This is a genomic window from Aquimarina celericrescens, assembly GCF_042682765.1.
GTDB classification, from domain to species: domain Bacteria; phylum Bacteroidota; class Bacteroidia; order Flavobacteriales; family Flavobacteriaceae; genus Aquimarina; species Aquimarina celericrescens.
Genome location: NZ_JBHUHY010000034.1, coordinates 19,589 through 39,423 on the forward strand (window position 1 = coordinate 19,589; position 19,835 = coordinate 39,423).

The following is a 19,835-nucleotide window of genomic DNA, read 5'->3' on the forward strand; positions in this document are numbered from 1 at the left end:
CACTAATTATATGAGTGATATGATTCCTGAAGTTTCTTTTTTTGAAGTTCTTAGAAATGCTAGTCGTATTCTTAAGAATCCACTTCCCTTTCATCATAAAAATTTTGAGAAACACGGAGATATTTTCAGGGTTAATCTAGGTTTTGGTCAAAGCGTAATTTTTACACGCGATGCTGGTCTTGCAAAGCATACATTGCAAAAACACCATAGAAATTATCGCAAATCTGAGTTGCAAACCAGAGATTTAGCCAAATATATTGGTGAAGGACTTTTAACCGCAGATGGTGAAAAATGGTTAGAACAACGCAGGCTAATACAACCGGCGTTTCATAAAAAAAAATTGGAAGAAATTATTGTAACAATTAAAAGTGTTGTGGTAGCAGAGCTGTCCAAAATTAAACCAAATAAAACATTTAATATATATCCTTTAATGGGTGATCTCGCCTTTCAAGTGGTCGCCAAATCATTATTTAGCTATACAGATACTAAAAATATAATCTCCCGTCTTCAATATATTACAGAGACCGCTCAGAAATCATTAATAAAGGAAATAAGGCAACCCTATAAGCGGTGGTGGTTTCACCTTAATGGGAAAATCAAAGGGACACTTCGGCTTACGCAAGAAGCTCGTGATATCTTAAATGGTATTATTGAAGAACGTAAAAATTCTAAAGAAAAATACAACGATTTACTGGATATGCTTTTAGAAGCAAGATATGAAGATGGAAGTGCAATGGATAATGAACAGTTAATTGATGAGATTTTGATACTTTTTACTGCAGGTCATGAGACCACATCGAACGCTTTGACATTTACATTGTTATTGCTGGCAAACCATCCAGAAATACAAGAGAAGGTATATCAAGAGGTTTCAGATATGTTTTCTTCTGATATATCGGCAATAGAACAAATAGCAAAGTATCAATACACCAAACAGTGTATAGAAGAATCTATGCGCTTATATCCGCCGGCATACTTTTCTGATCGTGTCGCAATTGAAGACGATATGTATAAAGATTTCTTTTTAAAAAAAGGAACTACCATACTTATATCTTTTTTTGAGATACATAAGCATAAGGACCTTTGGAAGGATCCACTAAGCTTTAACCCCGATCGATTTGCTCCCGAAATCGATAAAAAAGAATATTCAGACTCGTATTTCCCCTTTGGAGCAGGGCCACGAATGTGTATTGGTAATAATTTTGCCATGTATGAAATGGTTCTTGCCATTAGCGAATTAGTTAGAAAATATAAAATAACTCCATCTTTTAACACGATTGAAATCAAACCATTAATTACATTAAAACCCAAAAACGCATTACTATCCCTTACTCTACGATAAGGGTATTTCTATCTAGTGAATTGATATTTACAAGAAAGGTTTCTTTTTTTTGAAACTTAGATCAATTACTTTTGAACCTGGATAATACCATAGAACTTAGTAATAAGAATTGAAAGTCCAATAAAATCTAGTCTTTTCTAAATTTCTACATAGCAGTTTGCCCTGAGCTCAGTGGAAGAAGGGTTATGATTAATTTTAAAAAAGTAACGAAACAACAGATTTTGAAGGAGTTTCAGCTCGATTTCCTATAACGTAGTCCAGGTTGAATATATAGTATCCATAAATTCTGTTTAGAAATTGAATCGTAAAGCAAAAAACGCACAACAGATTAAAGCCGAAGCCAAAAGAATCGGTTTTTTATCTTGTGGTATTAGCAAAGCAGAATTTCTTGAAGAGGAGGCTCCGAGACTTGAAAAATGGCTTAATCAGAACATGCATGGCGAAATGAAATATATGGAAAATCATTTCGACAAACGACTTGATCCTACAAAATTAGTAGAGGGTTCCAAAAGTGTGATCTCTTTGCTTCTCAATTATTATCCTTCAGAAACACAAAAAGATCCAAATGCCCCCAAGATATCAAAATACGCCTATGGAGCCGATTATCACTTTGTAATTAAAGACAAATTAAAACAGTTATTGTATTTTATTCAAGAAGAGATAGGAGATATTCACGGAAGAGCTTTTGTCGATTCGGCTCCGGTTTTAGATAAAGCCTGGGCGGCAAGAAGTGGTTTGGGATGGATTGGGAAAAATAGTAATCTTCTTACGCAACAAATAGGTTCTTTTTATTTTATAGCAGAGCTTATTGTAGATCTTGAGCTTGAATATGATACCCCTGTAACCGATCATTGTGGAACTTGTACCGCATGTATAGATGCCTGTCCAACACAAGCCATTGTAGAACCTTATGTGGTAGACGGAAGCAAATGTATTTCGTACTTCACCATAGAATTAAAAAGCGAACTCCCCGAGAGCTATAAAGGTCGGTTTGATAATTGGATGTTTGGTTGTGATGTATGCCAGGATGTATGTCCATGGAATCGTTTTTCAAAACCACATAGTGAACCTCTATTTCATCCTAAACCCGAGCTTTTAGAAATGTCTAAGAAAGATTGGGAAGAAATAACACAAGAAGTATTTTCTAAAGTTTTTCAAAAATCTGCGGTAAAAAGAACAAAGTTTTCTGGGTTAAACAGAAACATTAAATTTTTGAAGGACGAATGAGTTTTTTGTTGAAAATTTGATAATACAAACGCTTACACAAAAAGTTTTAACCATTTATAATATTAAAAACCCAATCATTTTATAAGAATCTTGTATATTCAACAAGTTTTTTAACAAAAAATAAACAATTTTGTTTTTTAAAGTCTTCCCAGATCTTTTGCTTTAAAAACGATTAGTCTTTGGTTTAGCTTAAATACTTCACACATGAACGAATTATCGTATATCGACATTACCGTTATCGTAGTTTATTTGATTGGAATAATTATCTACGGAATATCAAAATCAAAAAGAGGAAGTTCTGAAGATTATTTTTTAGGGGGAAGAACAATGACCTGGCCTATTGTGGGGATTGCACTTTTCTCTGCAAATATATCAAGTTCTACTCTGGTTGGATTAGCATCAGATGCGTATCAAACCAATATCAATGTTTATAACTACGAATGGTTTGCCGTAGTAGTTTTGATATTTTTTGCAATATTCTTTCTTCCATTTTATCTCAGGTCTGGAGTGTATACGATGCCCGAATTTTTAGAAAGGCGATATGATAGCAGATCCAGATATTACTTTTCTTTTATTACCGTTGTCGGAAACATTTTGGTAGATACTGCAGCAGGCTTGTATGTAGGTAAAATAGTATTAACACTTTTGTTTCCTTCTTTAGATTCAACATTAATTTTGATAATTCTCGCTGTGGCAGCAGCAGCATATACAATTCCGGGAGGACTTAACTCTGTAATTCAAACAGAGGTAATTCAGGCGATTTTATTAATACTAGGATCATGTCTACTTACTTACTTTGCTTTTGACCAGCTTGGAGGGGGGTGGTCTGGTATGATGGCAAAGCTCGATGTAATGCTGTCTGCGGGTGATGTAAATTTTGGTGACAGAGCGGCTGAAGGTAAATATATACCTCAAAATTCTGATGAAGTATTTAGTCTGGTACGACCTAGTAACGATGAATTTATGCCTTGGTGGGGATTATTAACCGGGGTGCCCCTATTAGGATTTTACTTCTGGGCGAATAATCAATTTATGGTACAACGTGTACTGGGGGCCAAGGATTTAAATCATGGTAGATGGGGTGCTCTTTTTGCCGGTTTATTGAAGTTACCTGTAATTTTTATTATGGTCGTCCCCGGAGTATTAGCACTTCTTTTATTTAGTACATTAGATATAACAGGACTTAATTATGCATTAACAGATGGTACTATTTGTAATAACCTTGCAGATTGTCCCAACCTTACCTATCCAGTATTGCTATTTCAATTACTACCGGTGGGAGTTTTAGGCCTAGTGGTTGCAGGATTAATGGCAGCAATGATGTCATCGGTTTCTGCCACATTTAATTCGGCGTCAACCTTAGTAACAATGGATTTTGTAAAGCAACTTAGACCTGAATTAACTAGCAAACAATTGGTAAGAGTAGGCCAGATTACTACAATAATCCTGGTGGTTTTAGCAATTTCCTGGGTGCCATTAATAGAAAAAGTGAGTGATTCCCTTTGGACATACTTACAATTGGTGATTGCCTATACGTGTCCGCCAGCGGTTTCTACATTCGTTTTGGGATTGTTTTGGAAACGGGCGAACGGAACAGGTTCGATTGTAAGTTTGTTAACGGGTTTTTCATTGGCTATTCTAATGATATTGTCACAGACCTTCGAATGGGTTCCCGAAGTAAACGATCTTCATTTTCTTGCAAAAGCAACATGGTTATTTGTCATTTGTGTTACCCTTCATGCTATCGTAAGTTTAGCAACAAAACCCCAATCAGAGCAGCAGATCAAAGAGTATACTTATAAAAGAGAAATGTTTGTTGAAGAATCAAAAGACCTAACCGATTTACCCTGGTATAAAAATTATAGAACATTATCTATAATTCTTTTAATTGTTACTGCCATTGTTGTAGGATTCTTTTGGTAACAAAGATTGGAAGATCATGAGAAAACAGAATTTTCAATTTCAGTATGTAGTAGTTATCATTAGTATTCTTCTTTTCGCAGGTTGTCAAGAGAATACTGTAGAGAAAGCAACAAATGAAGAAATACTCGATAAGTTGATTACCCAGGAAGATACAGATGGTGATAAAAAGATCACCATTGATGATAAAGGCCCAAAGAAGTTTGAGTTCATAGATGCCACAGGGAAACCTAATGTTATCGAAGGTACATACCATCTGTCAAATTTACTTCAGGAATTGGCAATTGCAGAAGATAACGGCACCATTTCGATGGATAAGATTACTGAAGCTCCTTCAGATCGTATTTCCAGATTGATCAGGACAAGATTTTGGGATAATCTTACCCGATCTATTGATAAAGAAGGATTGGAAAAAGTACTTGGTGATACAAAATCTACTACAAATACCCTCCGGTTATACATTCCGCACAATGATGAAGTAGCCGCAACGTACTTCAAATCATTAGAATCAGATTTTCAGAAGCTTAAGGTAGTAGTTCTCCCAAAAGAAATCACAGCAGAATTTGTGAAATCTCTTAATCATAAACCTGGGATCCTTAATTTGGGGTACACTAAAAAGGGCAAAGAATATAATGGGAAACCTTTTGTAGTACCAGGAGGAAGGTTCAACGAAATGTACGGTTGGGATAGTTATTTCGAGTCAGTTGGATTACTTATTGATGACCGCGAAGACTTAGCGATGTCTATGGCAGATAATTTTGCATATCAAGTTGAGCATTATGGTAAGATTTTAAATGCCAATAGAAGCTATTATCTCACTAGAACACAACCACCCTTTTTTAGTTCTTTGCTTAAAGAGATTTACACAAAAAATCAGGATATTTCAAAAGATTGGCTTGCCAAAAACCTTAAAATGGTAATTAAAGAATATGAAACGGTTTGGATGCAAAAAGGAGTGCGTTTGACAGATAATGGTTTAAATCGTTTTTATGGTGAAGGAATTGGGATACCTCCCGAAACTGAAGAAGGGCATTTTGATTTTGTCCTAAAGAAATATGCTGAAAAGCATAAGCCAGATTTTGAGTCTTTTAAGGTAATGTATCAAGATGGTAGCATTAAAGATAAAGCACTTGATGAGTATTTTACTCACGATCGCTCCATGCGCGAAAGTGGACATGACACTTCTAATCGATTAGATGATGTGTGTGCCAATCTCAATACGGTCGGCCTTAATAGCTTATTATATAAATATGAAGTCGATATAGCTTTTATGATTAAGGAAGTGTTTAATAATAACTTTCAAGATACGAATGCTGAGTTTTGGTTGTCAAAAGCTAAAAAAAGAAAAGATCTAATGAACGAACTGATGTGGAATGATGAGATTGGTGGATATTATGATTATAATTTTGTAACTAAAAAACAACAAAAAATAGAATCGGCGACAAATTACTATCCTTTATGGGTTGGAATCAGTTCTGATCATCAAGCAGACAGAATGATTAAGAATTTGTTTACCAATCTAGTTGAAAAAGGAGGGATAGCAGGCACTACTGATATTTCAGATAAAACAAATCCTAATGCGCCGCAGCGTCAATGGGACTATCCTAACGGTTGGGCGCCACATCAAATGATTATTTGGAGAGGACTAAGTAATTATGGATATAAAAATGAAGTCCAGGAACTTGTATATCGTTGGTTATGGATGATTACAAAAAATGCAGTAAACTACAATGGTACGATCCCAGAGAAGTATGACGTGGTAAAATGTACTCATAAAGTATATGCAGAATACGGTAACGTAGGCACCGAGTTTGACTATATAACTCCAAGCGGTTTTGGATGGATGAATGCGTCTTATCAATTAGGGCTAAGTTTTTTAAATGAAGATCTTGAAGACAAACTGGATAAATTAGTAGATCCTGACCATATTTTCAAAAAAGAAAAGAAATGATTATCAAATATTCAACATAACTCTTAAAAAACCAAACACTTTTCTTGTATGTTGATTTTTCTAAAGATTACAAGCTATTAATTTTTGCATCTCGTGTAGAGGTGTAACTTTGTATTGCACATTTATTTTGATTTAGTATGAGTATTGAAAGTAAAAGAAGAGAAGCTTTAGTATATCACGCAAAGCCAACCCCAGGAAAAATCAAAGTGGTTCCTACAAAAAAATATGCGACGCAAAGAGATTTGTCTTTGGCATATTCTCCTGGTGTAGCAGAACCTTGTTTAGAAATAGAAAAAGAAAAATCAAATGTTTACAGATATACAGCAAAAGGAAATCTAGTAGCAGTAATATCTAATGGCACTGCGGTTTTAGGGTTGGGCGATATTGGTCCCGAAGCTTCAAAGCCTGTAATGGAAGGGAAAGGATTGCTTTTTAAAATTTTTGCAGACATTGATGTATTCGATATCGAGGTAGATACTAAGGATGTTGATGCTTTCATAGAAACGGTTAAGAATATTGCGCCAACTTTTGGAGGAATAAATCTTGAGGATATAAAAGCTCCTGAAGCATTTGAGATCGAAAGACGATTAAAAGAAGAACTTGATATCCCGGTAATGCATGATGATCAACACGGTACAGCTATAATTTCTGCCGCCGCATTATTAAACGCATTAGAGATAGCAAAGAAGAAAATTGAAGATGTAAAAATAGTGGTAAGTGGGGCAGGAGCGGCTGCGGTTTCTTGTACACGTCTTTATAAAGCTTTTGGCGCAAAGGCTGAAAATATTGTAATGACCGATAGTAAAGGGGTCATCAGAAAAGATAGAGAGAGTTTAACTAAGGAAAAGGCTGAGTTTGCTACAGACAGAGATCTAAATGAACTAGAGGATGCTATGAAAGATGCAGATGTATTCATAGGGTTGTCAATGGCTAATCTGGTTTCGCCAGCAATGCTATCATCAATGGCCGATAATCCTATCGTTTTTGCCATGGCAAATCCCGATCCAGAAATAGAATATGATCTTGCGATAAAAACTCGTAAAGATGTAATCATGGCTACCGGAAGAAGTGACCATCCTAATCAGGTGAACAATGTGCTAGGTTTTCCTTTTATTTTCAGAGGAGCTCTGGATGTAAGGGCTACAGCGATTAATGAAGAAATGAAAATGGCGGCCGTAAAAGCACTAGCCGAACTTGCGAAAGAACCTGTGCCAGAACAAGTGAATATAGCCTACGGAGAAACACGTCTCAATTTTGGTAGAGAATATATTATTCCAAAACCTTTTGACCCTAGATTAATCGCAAAAGTACCACCTGCTGTGGCCAAAGCGGCTATAGAAAGTGGAGTCGCAACAGAGTCGATTACTGATTGGCAAAAATACGAAGATGAATTGCTGGAAAGAATGGGTAACGATAATAAACTAGTGAGGTTGTTATTGGATAGAGCGCGCACAAACCCCAAAAGAGTGATCTTTGCCGAAGGCGATCATCTCGATGTGTTAAAAGCAGCACAAACCGTAAAAGAAGAAGGGATTGCAATACCAATTTTATTAGGTCGAAGAGATATAATCTTAGAGTTGATGAAAGAAATCGATTTTGATCCTAGCGATGTGGCGATAATAGATCCTAAATCAGATGAGGAGTGTGATCGTAAGAACGGCTATGCTAAAAAATATTGGGAGACTAACAAACGTAAAGGTATTACTTTGTATGACGCAGAAAAGCTAATGCGTGAACGTAACTATTTTGCTGCTATGATGGTTAATGAAGGAGATGCAGATGCGCTACTTTCTGGGTATTCTCGAAGTTATCCAACTGTAGTTAAACCAATGCTGGATCTTATTGGATTAGCCAAAGGCGCTACCCGAATTGCGACTGTAAATGTAATGATGACCGATAAGGGACCACTGTTTATAAGTGACTCATCTATTAATATTGATCCTTCTTCAAAAGAATTAGCAAAAATAGCTCAAATGACAGCAAAAACTGTCGAAATGTTTGGTATCAAGCCGGTGATTGCAATGGTTTCCTACGGTAATTTTGGATCTTCTAAGCATCCAAATGCCACCAAAGTGAGGGATGCAGTAGCTTATTTGCACCGATATTATCCAAATATGCTTGTTGATGGAGAGTTGCAAATGAATTTTGCTTTAAATAGAAAGCTACGAAAAGATAAATTTCCGTTCTCCAAATTAAATGGACAAAAAGTAAATACATTGGTATTCCCAAATCTTGATTCTGCTAACAGTAATTATAAATTATTAAGCGAATTGAATAATGCCGAATCGATAGGGCCAATCATGATGGGTATGGCCAAACCCGTACATATTCTTCAATTAGGAGCCAGTGTAGAAGAAATGATTAACATGGCGGCAGTCGCCGTTATTGATGCGCAAGAAAAAGAAAAGAGAGATCTGCATTTGTCAATGATTTCCAAAAATGTATGATAGATATTGGTTGTTAATACTGAAGATTTTTCGCAAATAGTTATAAATAAAGTAGCTCTTCAAAAAATAGTTACTGTTAAGACCATGAAACAATTAAGGCATGAATAAGATTTTATGATAGAGAGATTTAGGAATGCTTTAATTTTGGATTAGAGCGAATTTACTTCATTTCTTTTTCGAATCGAAAATTTAAATATAAACAGTTTTTGCCGCATATTAATCAGTTGGTTTGGGACAAGTAGAACTCTAAAATAATCTGGAAATTTTAACAATTGATTTTAGGCTTATATAGCAGTCCTTCAATCATTATCACTGGAGAGATTCACAAATTTTAGGTTACTTATAATATTGAAGTTTTGTTTGGAGCAATTTTGTTTTGTGAATAAATATTTATCAATGAATAAGTAGGTTTTTGAACGGTTTGTATTCTTTATCATGAGTTTTTGGAGTTTTATCGATATCTAATCAATAAACGATTTTGGTTATTAGAATTTTATTACATTTGGTTGCTTAACATCAATTTAACAAATGATCACACATATCAAAGGGAGGCTTATTGAAAAAAATCCGACCGATGTAGTAATAGATTGTGGAGGTGTAGGCTATCTGTTACATATTTCACTTCATACATTTTCTTTACTTCCAGAAGGAGAGCTTCTGCAATTATATACACATCTTCAAATCAAAGAAGATTCTCATACTTTGTTTGGTTTTGTAGAAAAATCTGAAAGAGAGATTTTTAAACTTTTAATCTCTGTTTCAGGTATCGGAGCAAGCACGGCTAGAACTATGTTGTCTTCATTACATCCTGATCAAATTAAAGAAGCAATTGCATCTAATGATGTGGCCACTATTCAATCTATAAAAGGAATAGGAGCAAAAACTGCTCAGCGAGTAATTATCGATCTAAAAGATAAAATTCTTAAAGTCTATAATATCGATGAAGTTTCTGTGTTACAAAGCAATACTAACAAAGATGAAGCGTTATCAGCATTAGAAACTCTTGGATTTAACAGAAAGTTAGCAGAAAAAGCTATAGATAGAGTTCTAAAACAATCCCCAAAAGAAACAGTTGAAAATATTATTAAACAAGCACTAAAAAATTTATAAAAACATTGAGTTCCTCAAATTACTTACACTTCAATTTTTTTAGAATAGTAGTATGTTTGATAACACTTTGTAGCGGGGTGTTGCATAGTCAGGAAAACGAGACCGTTCGAGATTCGACGAGTACTACATTTTCTATGGGGGAGATTTCATTGCCGGATCCCAATAGTATTATCACCAAATATGAGTACGATCCGATCACTAATCGATATATCTATCGTGAGATGTTGGGAGATTTTAATGTACGATATCCACTTTTTCTAACTCCTAAAGAATTTGAAGCATTAGTAGAAGAAGAGCAAAGAAGGGATTATTTTAAAGAAAAAATAGAAGCTTTTAGTGGTAAGAAGGATGGAAGTGAAGAAAAACGTAAGAATTTACTTCCAATTTTTTATGTAAATTCAGGATTCTTTGAATCTGTTTTTGGTGGCAATGAGATAGAAATTATTCCCCAGGGATCCGTAGAAATGGATCTGGGGTTATTATATACCAAACAGGATAATCCTGCTTTTTCTCCCCGTAACCGTAGCAACTTTACCTTTGATTTTGATCAAAGAATCAGCTTAAGTTTATTGGGTAAAATAGGAACAAGGTTACAAATAACTGCAAACTATGACACCGAATCTACTTTTGATTTTCAGAACCAGTTGAAATTAGAATATACGCCTACCGAGGATGATATTATACAAAGTATTGAAGTTGGTAACGTAAACATGCCTTTGAATAGTTCTTTGATTCAAGGAGCACAAAGTTTATTTGGGGTTAAAATGGGACTTCAGTTTGGTAGAACAACTATTACCGGTGTATTCTCAGAGCAAAGATCAGAGACCAGATCTGTAAATGTACAAGGTGGAGGTACGGTAGAAGATTTTGAACTCTTTGCTTTGGATTATGATGAGAATCGACATTACTTTCTTTCTCATTATTTTAGAGATAATTATGACAGAACTTTGGCTAGTTATCCGTTTATAAACAATAATGTTCAGATTACAAGAATAGAAGTTTGGGTTACAAATCGTGCTACAAGTGCCCAAACCTTAACAGATGCGAGAAACATTGTTGCGCTCCAGGATTTGGGTGAGGCACCGGTTACTGGAAATTTTACAATTCCACCAAGTTTGTTTAACGTAGGGCCGGGAGCTTTTCCTGCCAACAGAAATAATGATTTAGATCCTTTCGATATTGGTCCAGAAGGTCCAGTAACCGAAGCAGTAAGACAAATCTCAACAGTACAACAGGGTTTTATTGGCCCCATAGCTAACTTTAATGAAGGCTTTGACTATGCTATTTTAGAAAACGCACGCCAGTTAAATCCTAGTGAATATACCCTAAACACTCAGTTAGGCTATATTTCTTTAAATCAGCGATTGAATAATGATGAAGTATTGGCAGTGGCATATCAATACACCGTGGGAGGAGAGGTTTTTCAGGTGGGTGAGTTTGCTAACGATGGTGTAGACGCTACTGTAGGTGATACTGCTGGTACTGATAATGTACCAGCAGGTGCAGGCCAAAGTTTAGTGGTTAAAATGTTGAAAAGTCCAATTCTCAACGTTAATCTACCTATATGGGATTTAATGATGAAGAATATTTATAGTACAGGGGCCTTTCGATTAGAGCAAAATGATTTTAGGTTAAATATTCTATATTCAAATCCATCGCCTGTCAATTATATTACAGCTGCAGAGGGTTCTACATTGCCGTTGCCCGACGATGTTGATCAAACACCATTGCTAAGAGTATTCAATCTGGACCGACTTAATCCAAATAATGACCCCGTACAAGGTGGAGATGGATTTTTTGATTATGTGCCCGGAATTACAATTGATTCAGAAAATGGTCGCATTATATTTACGACCATAGAACCCTTTGGAGAGCATCTTTTTGATGAATTAGATAACGGGCCTGCGGGATCAAATTACACAAATCCAGATTCGTATAATCCTAATCAGGCACAATACGTATTTAGAGATCTTTATACCCAAACCAAAGTAATAGCAGAGCAAAGATCTGCAGATAAGAACTATTTTCAGTTAAAAGGCCGATATAAATCTTCTGGTCAAGACGGAATTCCGTTAGGGGCATTTAATGTACCCCAGGGATCTGTAACGGTAACGGCAGGAGGAAGAATATTACAAGAAGGAGTTGACTATACAGTAAATTATCAATTAGGTAGAGTTACTATTCTGGATGAATCTTTGAAAGCGTCAAACACTCCTATCCAGGTGTCTACAGAGAATAATGCTGTTTTTGGACAACAAACAAAACGCTTTACAGGGATTAATATTGAGCACAAATTTAGTGATGACCTACTCGTGGGGGGTACTTTTTTGAATTTAAATGAGAGGCCGATAACACAAAAGGCAAATTATGATTTTGAGCCCATTAATAATACGATTTTAGGCCTTAATGCAAGTTATGCTACAGAAGTACCTTTTCTAACCAGATTGGTAAACAAATTACCTAATATTGACACAGATGTACCTTCTAATATTTCAATGAGGGCAGAAGGAGCGTACCTAATAGCAGGAGCGCCAAAAGGAGCTGATTTTGATGGAAAAGTAACTACTTATGTAGATGATTTTGAAGGGGCACAAACCCGAATCGATGTCAGTTCACCGTTGTCTTGGGAATTATCGAGTGTGCCAATTGGATTCGATGATAACCCTCAAAATTCTAGTAATGCTTTAGGCTATAATCAAACATTATCCACAGGATATAAAAGAGCTAAGTTGGCTTGGTATACTATCGATCCAATTTTTTACAGTAATAGCAGGCCGAGCGGTATTAGCGATGAAGATCTGGCATCTAATGCAACCAGAAGAGTGTTCATTGACGAAGTTTTTCCTGACACAGATATTGCACAGGGACAGAGTCTGGCATTATTTACCTTAGATTTAAATTACGATCCAACAACTCGGGGTCAGTATAATTTTAATTCGGCCTATCTTCCTGACAGCAATAGTACTCCTGATCCAACAGAAAATTTTGCAGGAATCACGAGGCAGCTAACTTCCACTAATTTTGAGCAAGCCAATGTAGAATTCATAGAGTTTTGGTTGTTAGATCCATTTTATACGGGAAGTACAGGTGGTCAAGAGCCTTTGACTAATGATACTAGTGGTACTATTGTTTTTAATTTGGGTAATATAAGCGAAGATGTTCTGAAAGATGGCAGGAAACAGTATGAAAATGGTCTCCCTACAACACAGGAAGATACCAATACGTTTACTTCCGACTATGCAAGGGTACCTGTTAATCAATCCTTAATTTATGCATTTGATTCTGAGGGCTTGGCTAGATCCAATCAGGATGTTGGATTTGATGGATTAAGTGATGAAGATGAAAGAACCAAGCCCGAGTATGCCGCATTCAGTGCTTTAGATGATCCTTCGGGGGATAATTACCAGTATTTTTTACAAGCTGAAGGAGATGTTCTGGAAAGATATTTAAATTACAACGGAACGGAAGGGAACTCACCCACAGACGTGACTAATGATGATAGAGGTAACACTACCTTTCCCACTGCAGAGGATGTGAATAGAGATAACACTATGAACACCATAGATAGTTATTTTGAGTACGAAGTCCCAATTTTTAATGGGATGAGTATTGGGAACGATAATGGGACAGACTTTATCACAGATATTAGAGAAGAAGAAACGGTAGTGTCAGGGAGAACTATCGAATATAGGTGGGTGAGATTTAAAGTGCCAATTTACGAGCCTACCCGATCAATTAGAGAAATCAATGATTTTAGAGCAATTCGCTTTATGAGAATGTACCTTACAGACTTTTCTGAACCTGTTTTACTGCGATTTGGGAATTTAGATTTGGTAAGAGGAGATTATAGAAGATACATTCAGTTAGGTAACACCTCGAATGACCCTACCAGTGGTCTTAACGTATTTGGTGATAATGAAGTCATTGTAACTTCTGTAAGTGAAGAAGAAACGCCAAATTACATCACGCCACCGGGTGTTGTAAGAGAACAGCTCAATAATAATAATAACATTATTCGTGAAGATGAAAGGTCATTGGCACTTAGTGTAAACAATCTTCAGTCTGGGGACGCTCGAGGCGTATATAAGAATTTTAATGTGGATATGCGCCAATATGAAAATCTTGAAATGTTTTTGCATGCAGAACCATTGCCTAATCAAACCGAACTGCAAGACGGTGATTTAAAGGCTTTTATACGAATGGGGAATGATTTTACCAATAACTTTTATCAAATAGAAATTCCCTTAGAGGTTTCTGCTCTTAGTGATAGAGCCGAGAATGATGTTTGGCCAGAAGCTAATCGATTAAGTATTCCTTTGGAATTTCTTCAACAAATAAAATCCCAGTTAGTAGCAGGGTCAGGGCTTAATACGACAGAAGTTAACTTTTTTGATGGCCCAGATAATCTTAGAGTCGGTATCAAAGGAAATCCTAGCTTAGGTGATATTAGGGTAATGATGGTAGGAATAAAGAACGATAGCGGTAGTAATCAATCGGGTACGGTTTGGTTTAATGAAATGCGCTTGAGTGATCTTAAAAATCAAGGAGGATGGGCTGCGGTCGCCAATATGGATGCAAATATCGCAGATTTTGCTAATGTAAGTGCCTCTGGTAGAATTAGTACGATAGGTTTTGGAGGAATAGAACAAGGTCCAAATGAACGTAGTCTTGAAGATCATAAGCAATACGACTTAACGACCAATGTTAACCTTGGGCAGCTCTTGCCCAAAAAATGGGGGGTGCAGATCCCGTTTAATTATAGCAGAGGAGAAGAGCTAATAACACCGCAATACGATCCAGAATTTCAGGATTTGGAACTTCAGGATTTATTAGATGCCGCTCCTACCGAAGAGGAAAGAGAAGCAAGAGAAAGGCAATCTACCGATTATACCAAAAGACAAAGTTTTAATGTCATTGGGTTAAGAAAAGAGCGAACTGGTGAAGCAAAGCCCATGCCTTATGATATTGAAAACTTTACTTTCTCAGGAACCTATAATCAGACAGATCATCGCGATTTTGAAATTGAAAAATCCTTAGATCAAAGTGTTAGATTAGGAGGGACTTACGATTTTGCATTTCAACCCAAAGAAATAGAGCCTTTTAAGAAAATAAAACTTTTAGGTAAGAGTAAATATTTTGATTTGTTGAAGGATTTTAATTTTAACCTTTTACCAACAAGCATTGCAGTAAGTTCAAATATAAACAGGCAATATAATGAACAGGTATTTAGGGATATCACGCTTAGACCAGGTGATATTGGACTGCCCACACTGTTTCAACGTAATTTTCTTTTTGATTGGCAGTACGCAATCAATTATAACCTTACTAAATCTTTAAATTTTAGTTTTACCTCGTCTAATAATCGTATCGTCAAGAATTTTATTGATGACAATAATGAAGTAGACAATACTATCAATATTTGGAGTGGATTTTTTGATACAGGAGATGCGAATACTCATAATCAGCAACTTCAGGTGAATTACGAAATACCATTGAATAAAATACCATTGTTTAAATTCATGAGGGCTACATACTCTTATAATGCAGATTTTCAGTGGGTGAAAGGTAGTGAGGCGCTAAAAACTCTTGAGGATATTCCTGATTTAGGGAATACGGTGCAGAATGCTAATGTGCATACCATAAATGGTTCATTAGATATGAATACATTATATAAATATGTTGGGTTAACCAAAATTAGGCCTGGAAAAAGGAAAGTGAAGAAAAGTAAAGATGCAAAGAAAAATGAAAAAGAGGGTAAGGAATCTGAGAAGAAGACCAAAAAACAATCCAAAACCAGTACTCCACGAGGGAAAAGCAAATTAAGTATTGGCGATAAAGCATACAATACAGTAATAGGGCTTGTTACGGCAGTAAAGAAAGTAAATATAAACTATCAACAAGATAATGGGATTTTCTTACCAGGATATGTTAGAGAACCTGGTTTTATAGGAACATTAAAACCTACCACCGGTTTTACCTTCGGAAGTCAGGCAGAGATAAGAGATATTGCTGCTCGTAATGGGTGGCTTACCTTGTACCAGGATTTTAATGAGCAATATCGAGAAGTTGAAGGAAGGCAACTCAATGTACAGGCCTCATTGGGATTATTAAAAGACCTTAAAATTGATATAAGTGCAAACAGAAACTATTCTGAGACCTATACAGAGAATTATCGTATCGATGAAGATCTTCAATATCAGTCGTTAACACCTAATACCTTTGGTAATTTTACAATTTCCACCTTATTGATTAATACGGCTTTCAGCAAAAGTGATGAGTTTAGCTCTGAAGCATTTGATAATTTTAGAGAAAACAGGCAAATAGTTGCAGATCGTCTTGCAGCAGAATATTATGGTGTACCTGCAGCAGATGTTCCCAGAAGTGATGAAGAAGAGCCTAATGGATATCGATATCCCGTTGGATTTGGCAAAACTAATCAAGCAGTACTTTTACCAGCGTTTTTGTCAGCATATAGTGGTACCAGTGCCGAAAAAGTACAAAAAGGTGCATTTCGAGATGTACCGCTACCCAACTGGGATGTAAAATATACAGGCCTGATGAATCTAAAATGGTTTAAAAAACGTTTCAAACGTTTTTCTGTTGCACATGGATATCGCGCTAATTATACCATTAATCAATTTCAGGCCAATCTTGAGTTTCAAAATCGAGGAGATATAGACCAATCAGGTAATTTTAGGAACCCCATCCTGTATTCGAACATTAATCTTACAGAGCAGTTTAGTCCATTAGTACGATTGGATATGGAAATGAAAAATTCAATCAAGATTCTTGCAGAATGGAAAAAAGATAGAGCTTTGTCGTTAAGCTTTGATAATAATCTACTTACAGAAATTCAAGGTAATGAATATATTATAGGTCTTGGATATAGGTTTGCTGATCTTACTTTTGCGACCAGAATCGCAGGAAGAAAACAAGTGATAAAGAGTGATCTTAATTTAAGAGCCGACTTATCGTTACGTCAAAACGAAACTTTAATTAGATATCTAGATTTAGAAGATACACAAGTAACTGCGGGACAAGATATTTATGGTTTAAAGCTAACAGCAGACTATGCGCTTAGTAAAAATTTAACTGCTTTATTCTTTTACGACCATACATTTTCTGAGTTTTCAATTTCTACTGCGTTTCCGCAAACAACAATTAGAGGTGGATTTACTTTGAGGTATAACTTTGGGAATTAACTTTTTTTAATTTGAAGGGGCAAAAGGTTATTGACAATCGTTTTTTGATAATTTTTTGGTTGGTTTTCGTAAAATCTAACAAAATAGAATTATTTTCGTCTTCAAAATATAAAAACATATAAACACTTTTTTCGAATGAACATTCCTTCAGAATTAAAATATACCAAAGATCACGAGTGGATCAAAATAGATGGGGATATCGCTACAGTAGGGATTACTGACTTTGCTCAAGGCGAATTGGGCGATATTGTTTATGTAGAGGTAGAAACCATAGGAGAAGAACTAGAACAAGAAGAAGTTTTTGGTACAGTTGAGGCTGTTAAAACTGTTTCGGATTTATTTCTGCCTTTAACGGGAGAGATCCTAGAATTTAATGAAAATTTAGAAAATGATCCAGAATTAGTAAATAGCGATCCTTATGGAGAAGGTTGGATGGTGAAGATCAAAATATCTGACACATCCCAAATAGATAGTTTATTATCTGCAGATGGTTATAAAAAAGTTATTGGGGCATAGACCTCTTCTTGCTCTCTTAATTTTATATTCTATTTTAATTACATGGGCTTCACTAGCAAGATTTATTATACCTTTTAAAGTTGGTGTACAAGGAGGTGATAAAATTGGGCATTTTATTGCTTATTTTGTTTTTACAATGATTTGGTTTCTGTTTTTCTTTTTTTCTGAAAAGAGAAATGAAAGTTTTAGACAAAGTCTGATCAAATCTTCTTTGATATGTTTTTTTTATGGAGGATTGATGGAATTATTGCAAATGCTTTTGACAAATTATCGAAGTCCCGATTGGTATGATATAATTGCCAACACAAGCGGTATAATTTTTGTAGTTGTTTTATTAAAAGTGTTTGAAAGTAAATTGATTATACTTAAGAAAAAGAAGCGCCTTGTAACTTGAGCAAATACGTTTTTATCGTTTTTAGCCGCAATTGATGAATCAGATAAAAGTTAAAAAACTGAGTTTTTGTTTTACATTTTTATCTTTAATTGGAAATTACAAAAGAAATTAGCTATTTTAGCAATCCTATAACGTAATATAATTATGGAACCGAAGAAAAATCCTAAAGCAGATTTAAATAGAAGAAGTACCTTGTTCCTTCAGTTGGGACTTATTTTAGTGCTTTTTATCACATGGCAAGGAATTGAGTGGAAAACTTATGATAGAAGTAACATTGATATAGGTCAGGTTAATCTTGACGAATTAGAAGAAGAAGATGTTCCAATTACTCAAAACTTAAATACACCACCACCTCCACCACCTCCACCACCTGCTCCAGAGATTATCGATGTAGTAGAAGATGAAGAAGAGGTAGAAGAAACTATTATCGAATCAACAGAGACCAATCAAGAAGAAGAGATTGTTGAAGTGGAAGAGGTAGAAGATGTAGAAGAAGAAGAAGAGATTGCAGATGTACCATTTGCTGTGATCGAGAACGTACCTGTATTTCCAGGTTGCGAAGGAGCAGGAAACAATGCTGCAAAAAAGAAATGTATGAGTGATAAGGTTAAGAAATTTGTTAACCGTAAGTTTAATACAGAACTTGGTAATGAGCTGGGACTGTCTGGAGTAAACAGAATCTATGTGAGATTTAAAATCGATAGAAGCGGTAACATTGTTGGTGTGCAGGCCAGAGGGCCACACCCAAGATTAGAAAAAGAAGCACAAAGAGTGGTTAAATTGTTACCTAAAATGACACCAGGAAAACAACGAGGAAAAGCAGTAGGTGTACTGTATTCTTTACCGATAGTTTTCCAGGTACAGGACTAAAAATAAATACATATAAAATATTAGAATCCCGTCACATGATTGTAGACGGGATTCTTTTTTGGTATGCTTGTTGATTCAGATTTAATTGTAACGTTAAAACTAAATATTATGAGTAACAAGCACGATGCTAATGTACGAAAAAGTACATTGGTGAACTTTCAGATTGGACTTATAGCAAGTCTATTATTTACATTTCTAATGTTTGAAGTATATACAACGGTACCGGTTATTAATCGGTCATCCCCAATCATGATGGATGATGAGCCAACATATGTTTGGGATACCAGGTTTGTAGAATATCAAGAACCAGAGAATAAGGTAGTTGCAGAAAAGCAAAGTAAACCAGTTGTGGATCCTGAGGATTTTAAAATTGTTGAGAATGATGCAATACTTAAGAATATTGATGAGGTTTTTAAAAATGAACCTATCGAATCTGCTCCCTTTACCCCGGATGTACTTCCTGATGATCCTGACGATAATGACCCGATAAGTTATCCTTTCACGAAAATAGAGTGGGTTCCTATTTTTCCGGGATGTGAGAAATTAAAGACGAATAAGGAAAGAGCAGCCTGTTTTTCGGAAAAAGTAGGAAGGATAGTTTCTAGAAAATTTAATACAGGACTTGGTGAAAAATATGGGTTAACAGGCTTGCAACGAATATATACCCAATTTGACGTAGATGCTAATGGAATGATTACAAATATTCAGGTAAGAGCTCCGCATCCAAAATTAGAAAAAGAAGCAAAGCGAGTAATAGATTTATTTCCTCAAATGACTCCGGGAAAACAACGGGATACTCCAGTGACGGTAAAATATCAATTACCTATCGTTTTTAAAATTCAAGACTAGAATAATC

The 19,835-nt window shown here is 35.5% G+C and carries 11 protein-coding genes; all 11 read left to right on the top strand.

Going from position 1 to position 19,835, the window contains the following annotated elements; all coding sequences use genetic code 11:
* Positions 1-10 precede the first annotated feature (10 nt).
* The 11 genes from ACFSJT_RS19675 to ACFSJT_RS19725 all read left to right on the top strand — a co-directional run bounded on the left by ACFSJT_RS19675 (position 11) and on the right by ACFSJT_RS19725 (position 19,828).
* Entirely contained in the window at positions 11-1,342 is a 1,332-nt protein-coding gene (locus ACFSJT_RS19675) for a cytochrome P450 (RefSeq protein ID WP_378322062.1), read from the top strand.
* Between the two features lie 297 nt (positions 1,343-1,639).
* On the top strand, positions 1,640-2,569 hold the full coding sequence (gene queG, locus ACFSJT_RS19680) for a tRNA epoxyqueuosine(34) reductase QueG (RefSeq protein WP_378322063.1): 930 nt from the start codon (positions 1,640-1,642) through the stop codon (positions 2,567-2,569).
* Positions 2,570-2,773: 204 nt separating this feature from the next.
* Positions 2,774-4,492: a sodium:solute symporter gene (locus ACFSJT_RS19685; protein ID WP_378322064.1), complete on the top strand. Its 1,719-nt coding sequence runs from the start codon at positions 2,774-2,776 to the stop codon at positions 4,490-4,492.
* Positions 4,493-4,508: 16 nt separating this feature from the next.
* The gene (locus ACFSJT_RS19690) at positions 4,509-6,440 is read left to right on the top strand and encodes a trehalase family glycosidase (RefSeq protein ID WP_378322066.1); all 1,932 of its coding nucleotides are present in this window, start codon (positions 4,509-4,511) and stop codon (positions 6,438-6,440) included.
* 137 nt (positions 6,441-6,577) lie between these two features.
* On the top strand, positions 6,578-8,887 hold the full coding sequence (locus ACFSJT_RS19695; protein WP_378322067.1) for an NADP-dependent malic enzyme: 2,310 nt from the start codon (positions 6,578-6,580) through the stop codon (positions 8,885-8,887).
* Between the two features lie 528 nt (positions 8,888-9,415).
* Positions 9,416-9,997: a Holliday junction branch migration protein RuvA gene (gene ruvA / locus ACFSJT_RS19700; RefSeq protein WP_378322068.1), complete on the top strand. Its 582-nt coding sequence runs from the start codon at positions 9,416-9,418 to the stop codon at positions 9,995-9,997.
* Between the two features lie 5 nt (positions 9,998-10,002).
* Positions 10,003-17,199, top strand: coding sequence for a T9SS outer membrane translocon Sov/SprA (sov, locus tag ACFSJT_RS19705; protein WP_465252813.1), 7,197 nt, complete (start codon positions 10,003-10,005; stop codon positions 17,197-17,199).
* A 135-nt stretch (positions 17,200-17,334) separates the two neighbouring features.
* Positions 17,335-17,715 (top strand): glycine cleavage system protein GcvH, encoded by a 381-nt coding sequence (gcvH, locus tag ACFSJT_RS19710; protein ID WP_378322070.1) that lies wholly within the window; start codon positions 17,335-17,337, stop codon positions 17,713-17,715.
* Positions 17,687-18,109, top strand: coding sequence for a VanZ family protein (locus tag ACFSJT_RS19715; RefSeq protein ID WP_378322071.1), 423 nt, complete (start codon positions 17,687-17,689; stop codon positions 18,107-18,109). The genes gcvH and ACFSJT_RS19715 overlap by 29 nt, the downstream gene beginning before the upstream one ends.
* Before the next feature lie 144 nt (positions 18,110-18,253).
* Positions 18,254-18,979, top strand: a complete 726-nt coding sequence (locus ACFSJT_RS19720; protein ID WP_378322072.1) for an energy transducer TonB — start codon at positions 18,254-18,256, stop codon at positions 18,977-18,979.
* A 108-nt stretch (positions 18,980-19,087) separates the two neighbouring features.
* A complete protein-coding gene (locus ACFSJT_RS19725) occupies positions 19,088-19,828 on the top strand; it encodes an energy transducer TonB (RefSeq protein WP_378322073.1) in 741 nt (246 codons plus the stop codon).
* The last annotated feature ends 7 nt before the right edge of the window (positions 19,829-19,835 follow it).

Excerpts from the sequence above, each read along its gene's own strand:
- ACFSJT_RS19675 (WP_378322062.1), top strand. The coding sequence starts at position 11 with ATGAGTGATATGATTCCTGAAGTTTCTTTTTTTGAAGTTCTTAGAAAT.
- ruvA (WP_378322068.1), top strand. The coding sequence starts at position 9,416 with ATGATCACACATATCAAAGGGAGGCTTATTGAAAAAAATCCGACCGAT.
- ACFSJT_RS19715 (WP_378322071.1), top strand. The coding sequence starts at position 17,687 with ATGGTTATAAAAAAGTTATTGGGGCATAGACCTCTTCTTGCTCTCTTA.
- ACFSJT_RS19685 (WP_378322064.1), top strand. The coding sequence starts at position 2,774 with ATGAACGAATTATCGTATATCGACATTACCGTTATCGTAGTTTATTTG.
- gcvH (WP_378322070.1), top strand. The coding sequence starts at position 17,335 with ATGAACATTCCTTCAGAATTAAAATATACCAAAGATCACGAGTGGATC.
- ACFSJT_RS19695 (WP_378322067.1), top strand. The coding sequence starts at position 6,578 with ATGAGTATTGAAAGTAAAAGAAGAGAAGCTTTAGTATATCACGCAAAG.
- ACFSJT_RS19725 (WP_378322073.1), top strand. The coding sequence starts at position 19,088 with ATGAGTAACAAGCACGATGCTAATGTACGAAAAAGTACATTGGTGAAC.
- ACFSJT_RS19720 (WP_378322072.1), top strand. The coding sequence starts at position 18,254 with ATGGAACCGAAGAAAAATCCTAAAGCAGATTTAAATAGAAGAAGTACC.
- ACFSJT_RS19690 (WP_378322066.1), top strand. The coding sequence starts at position 4,509 with ATGAGAAAACAGAATTTTCAATTTCAGTATGTAGTAGTTATCATTAGT.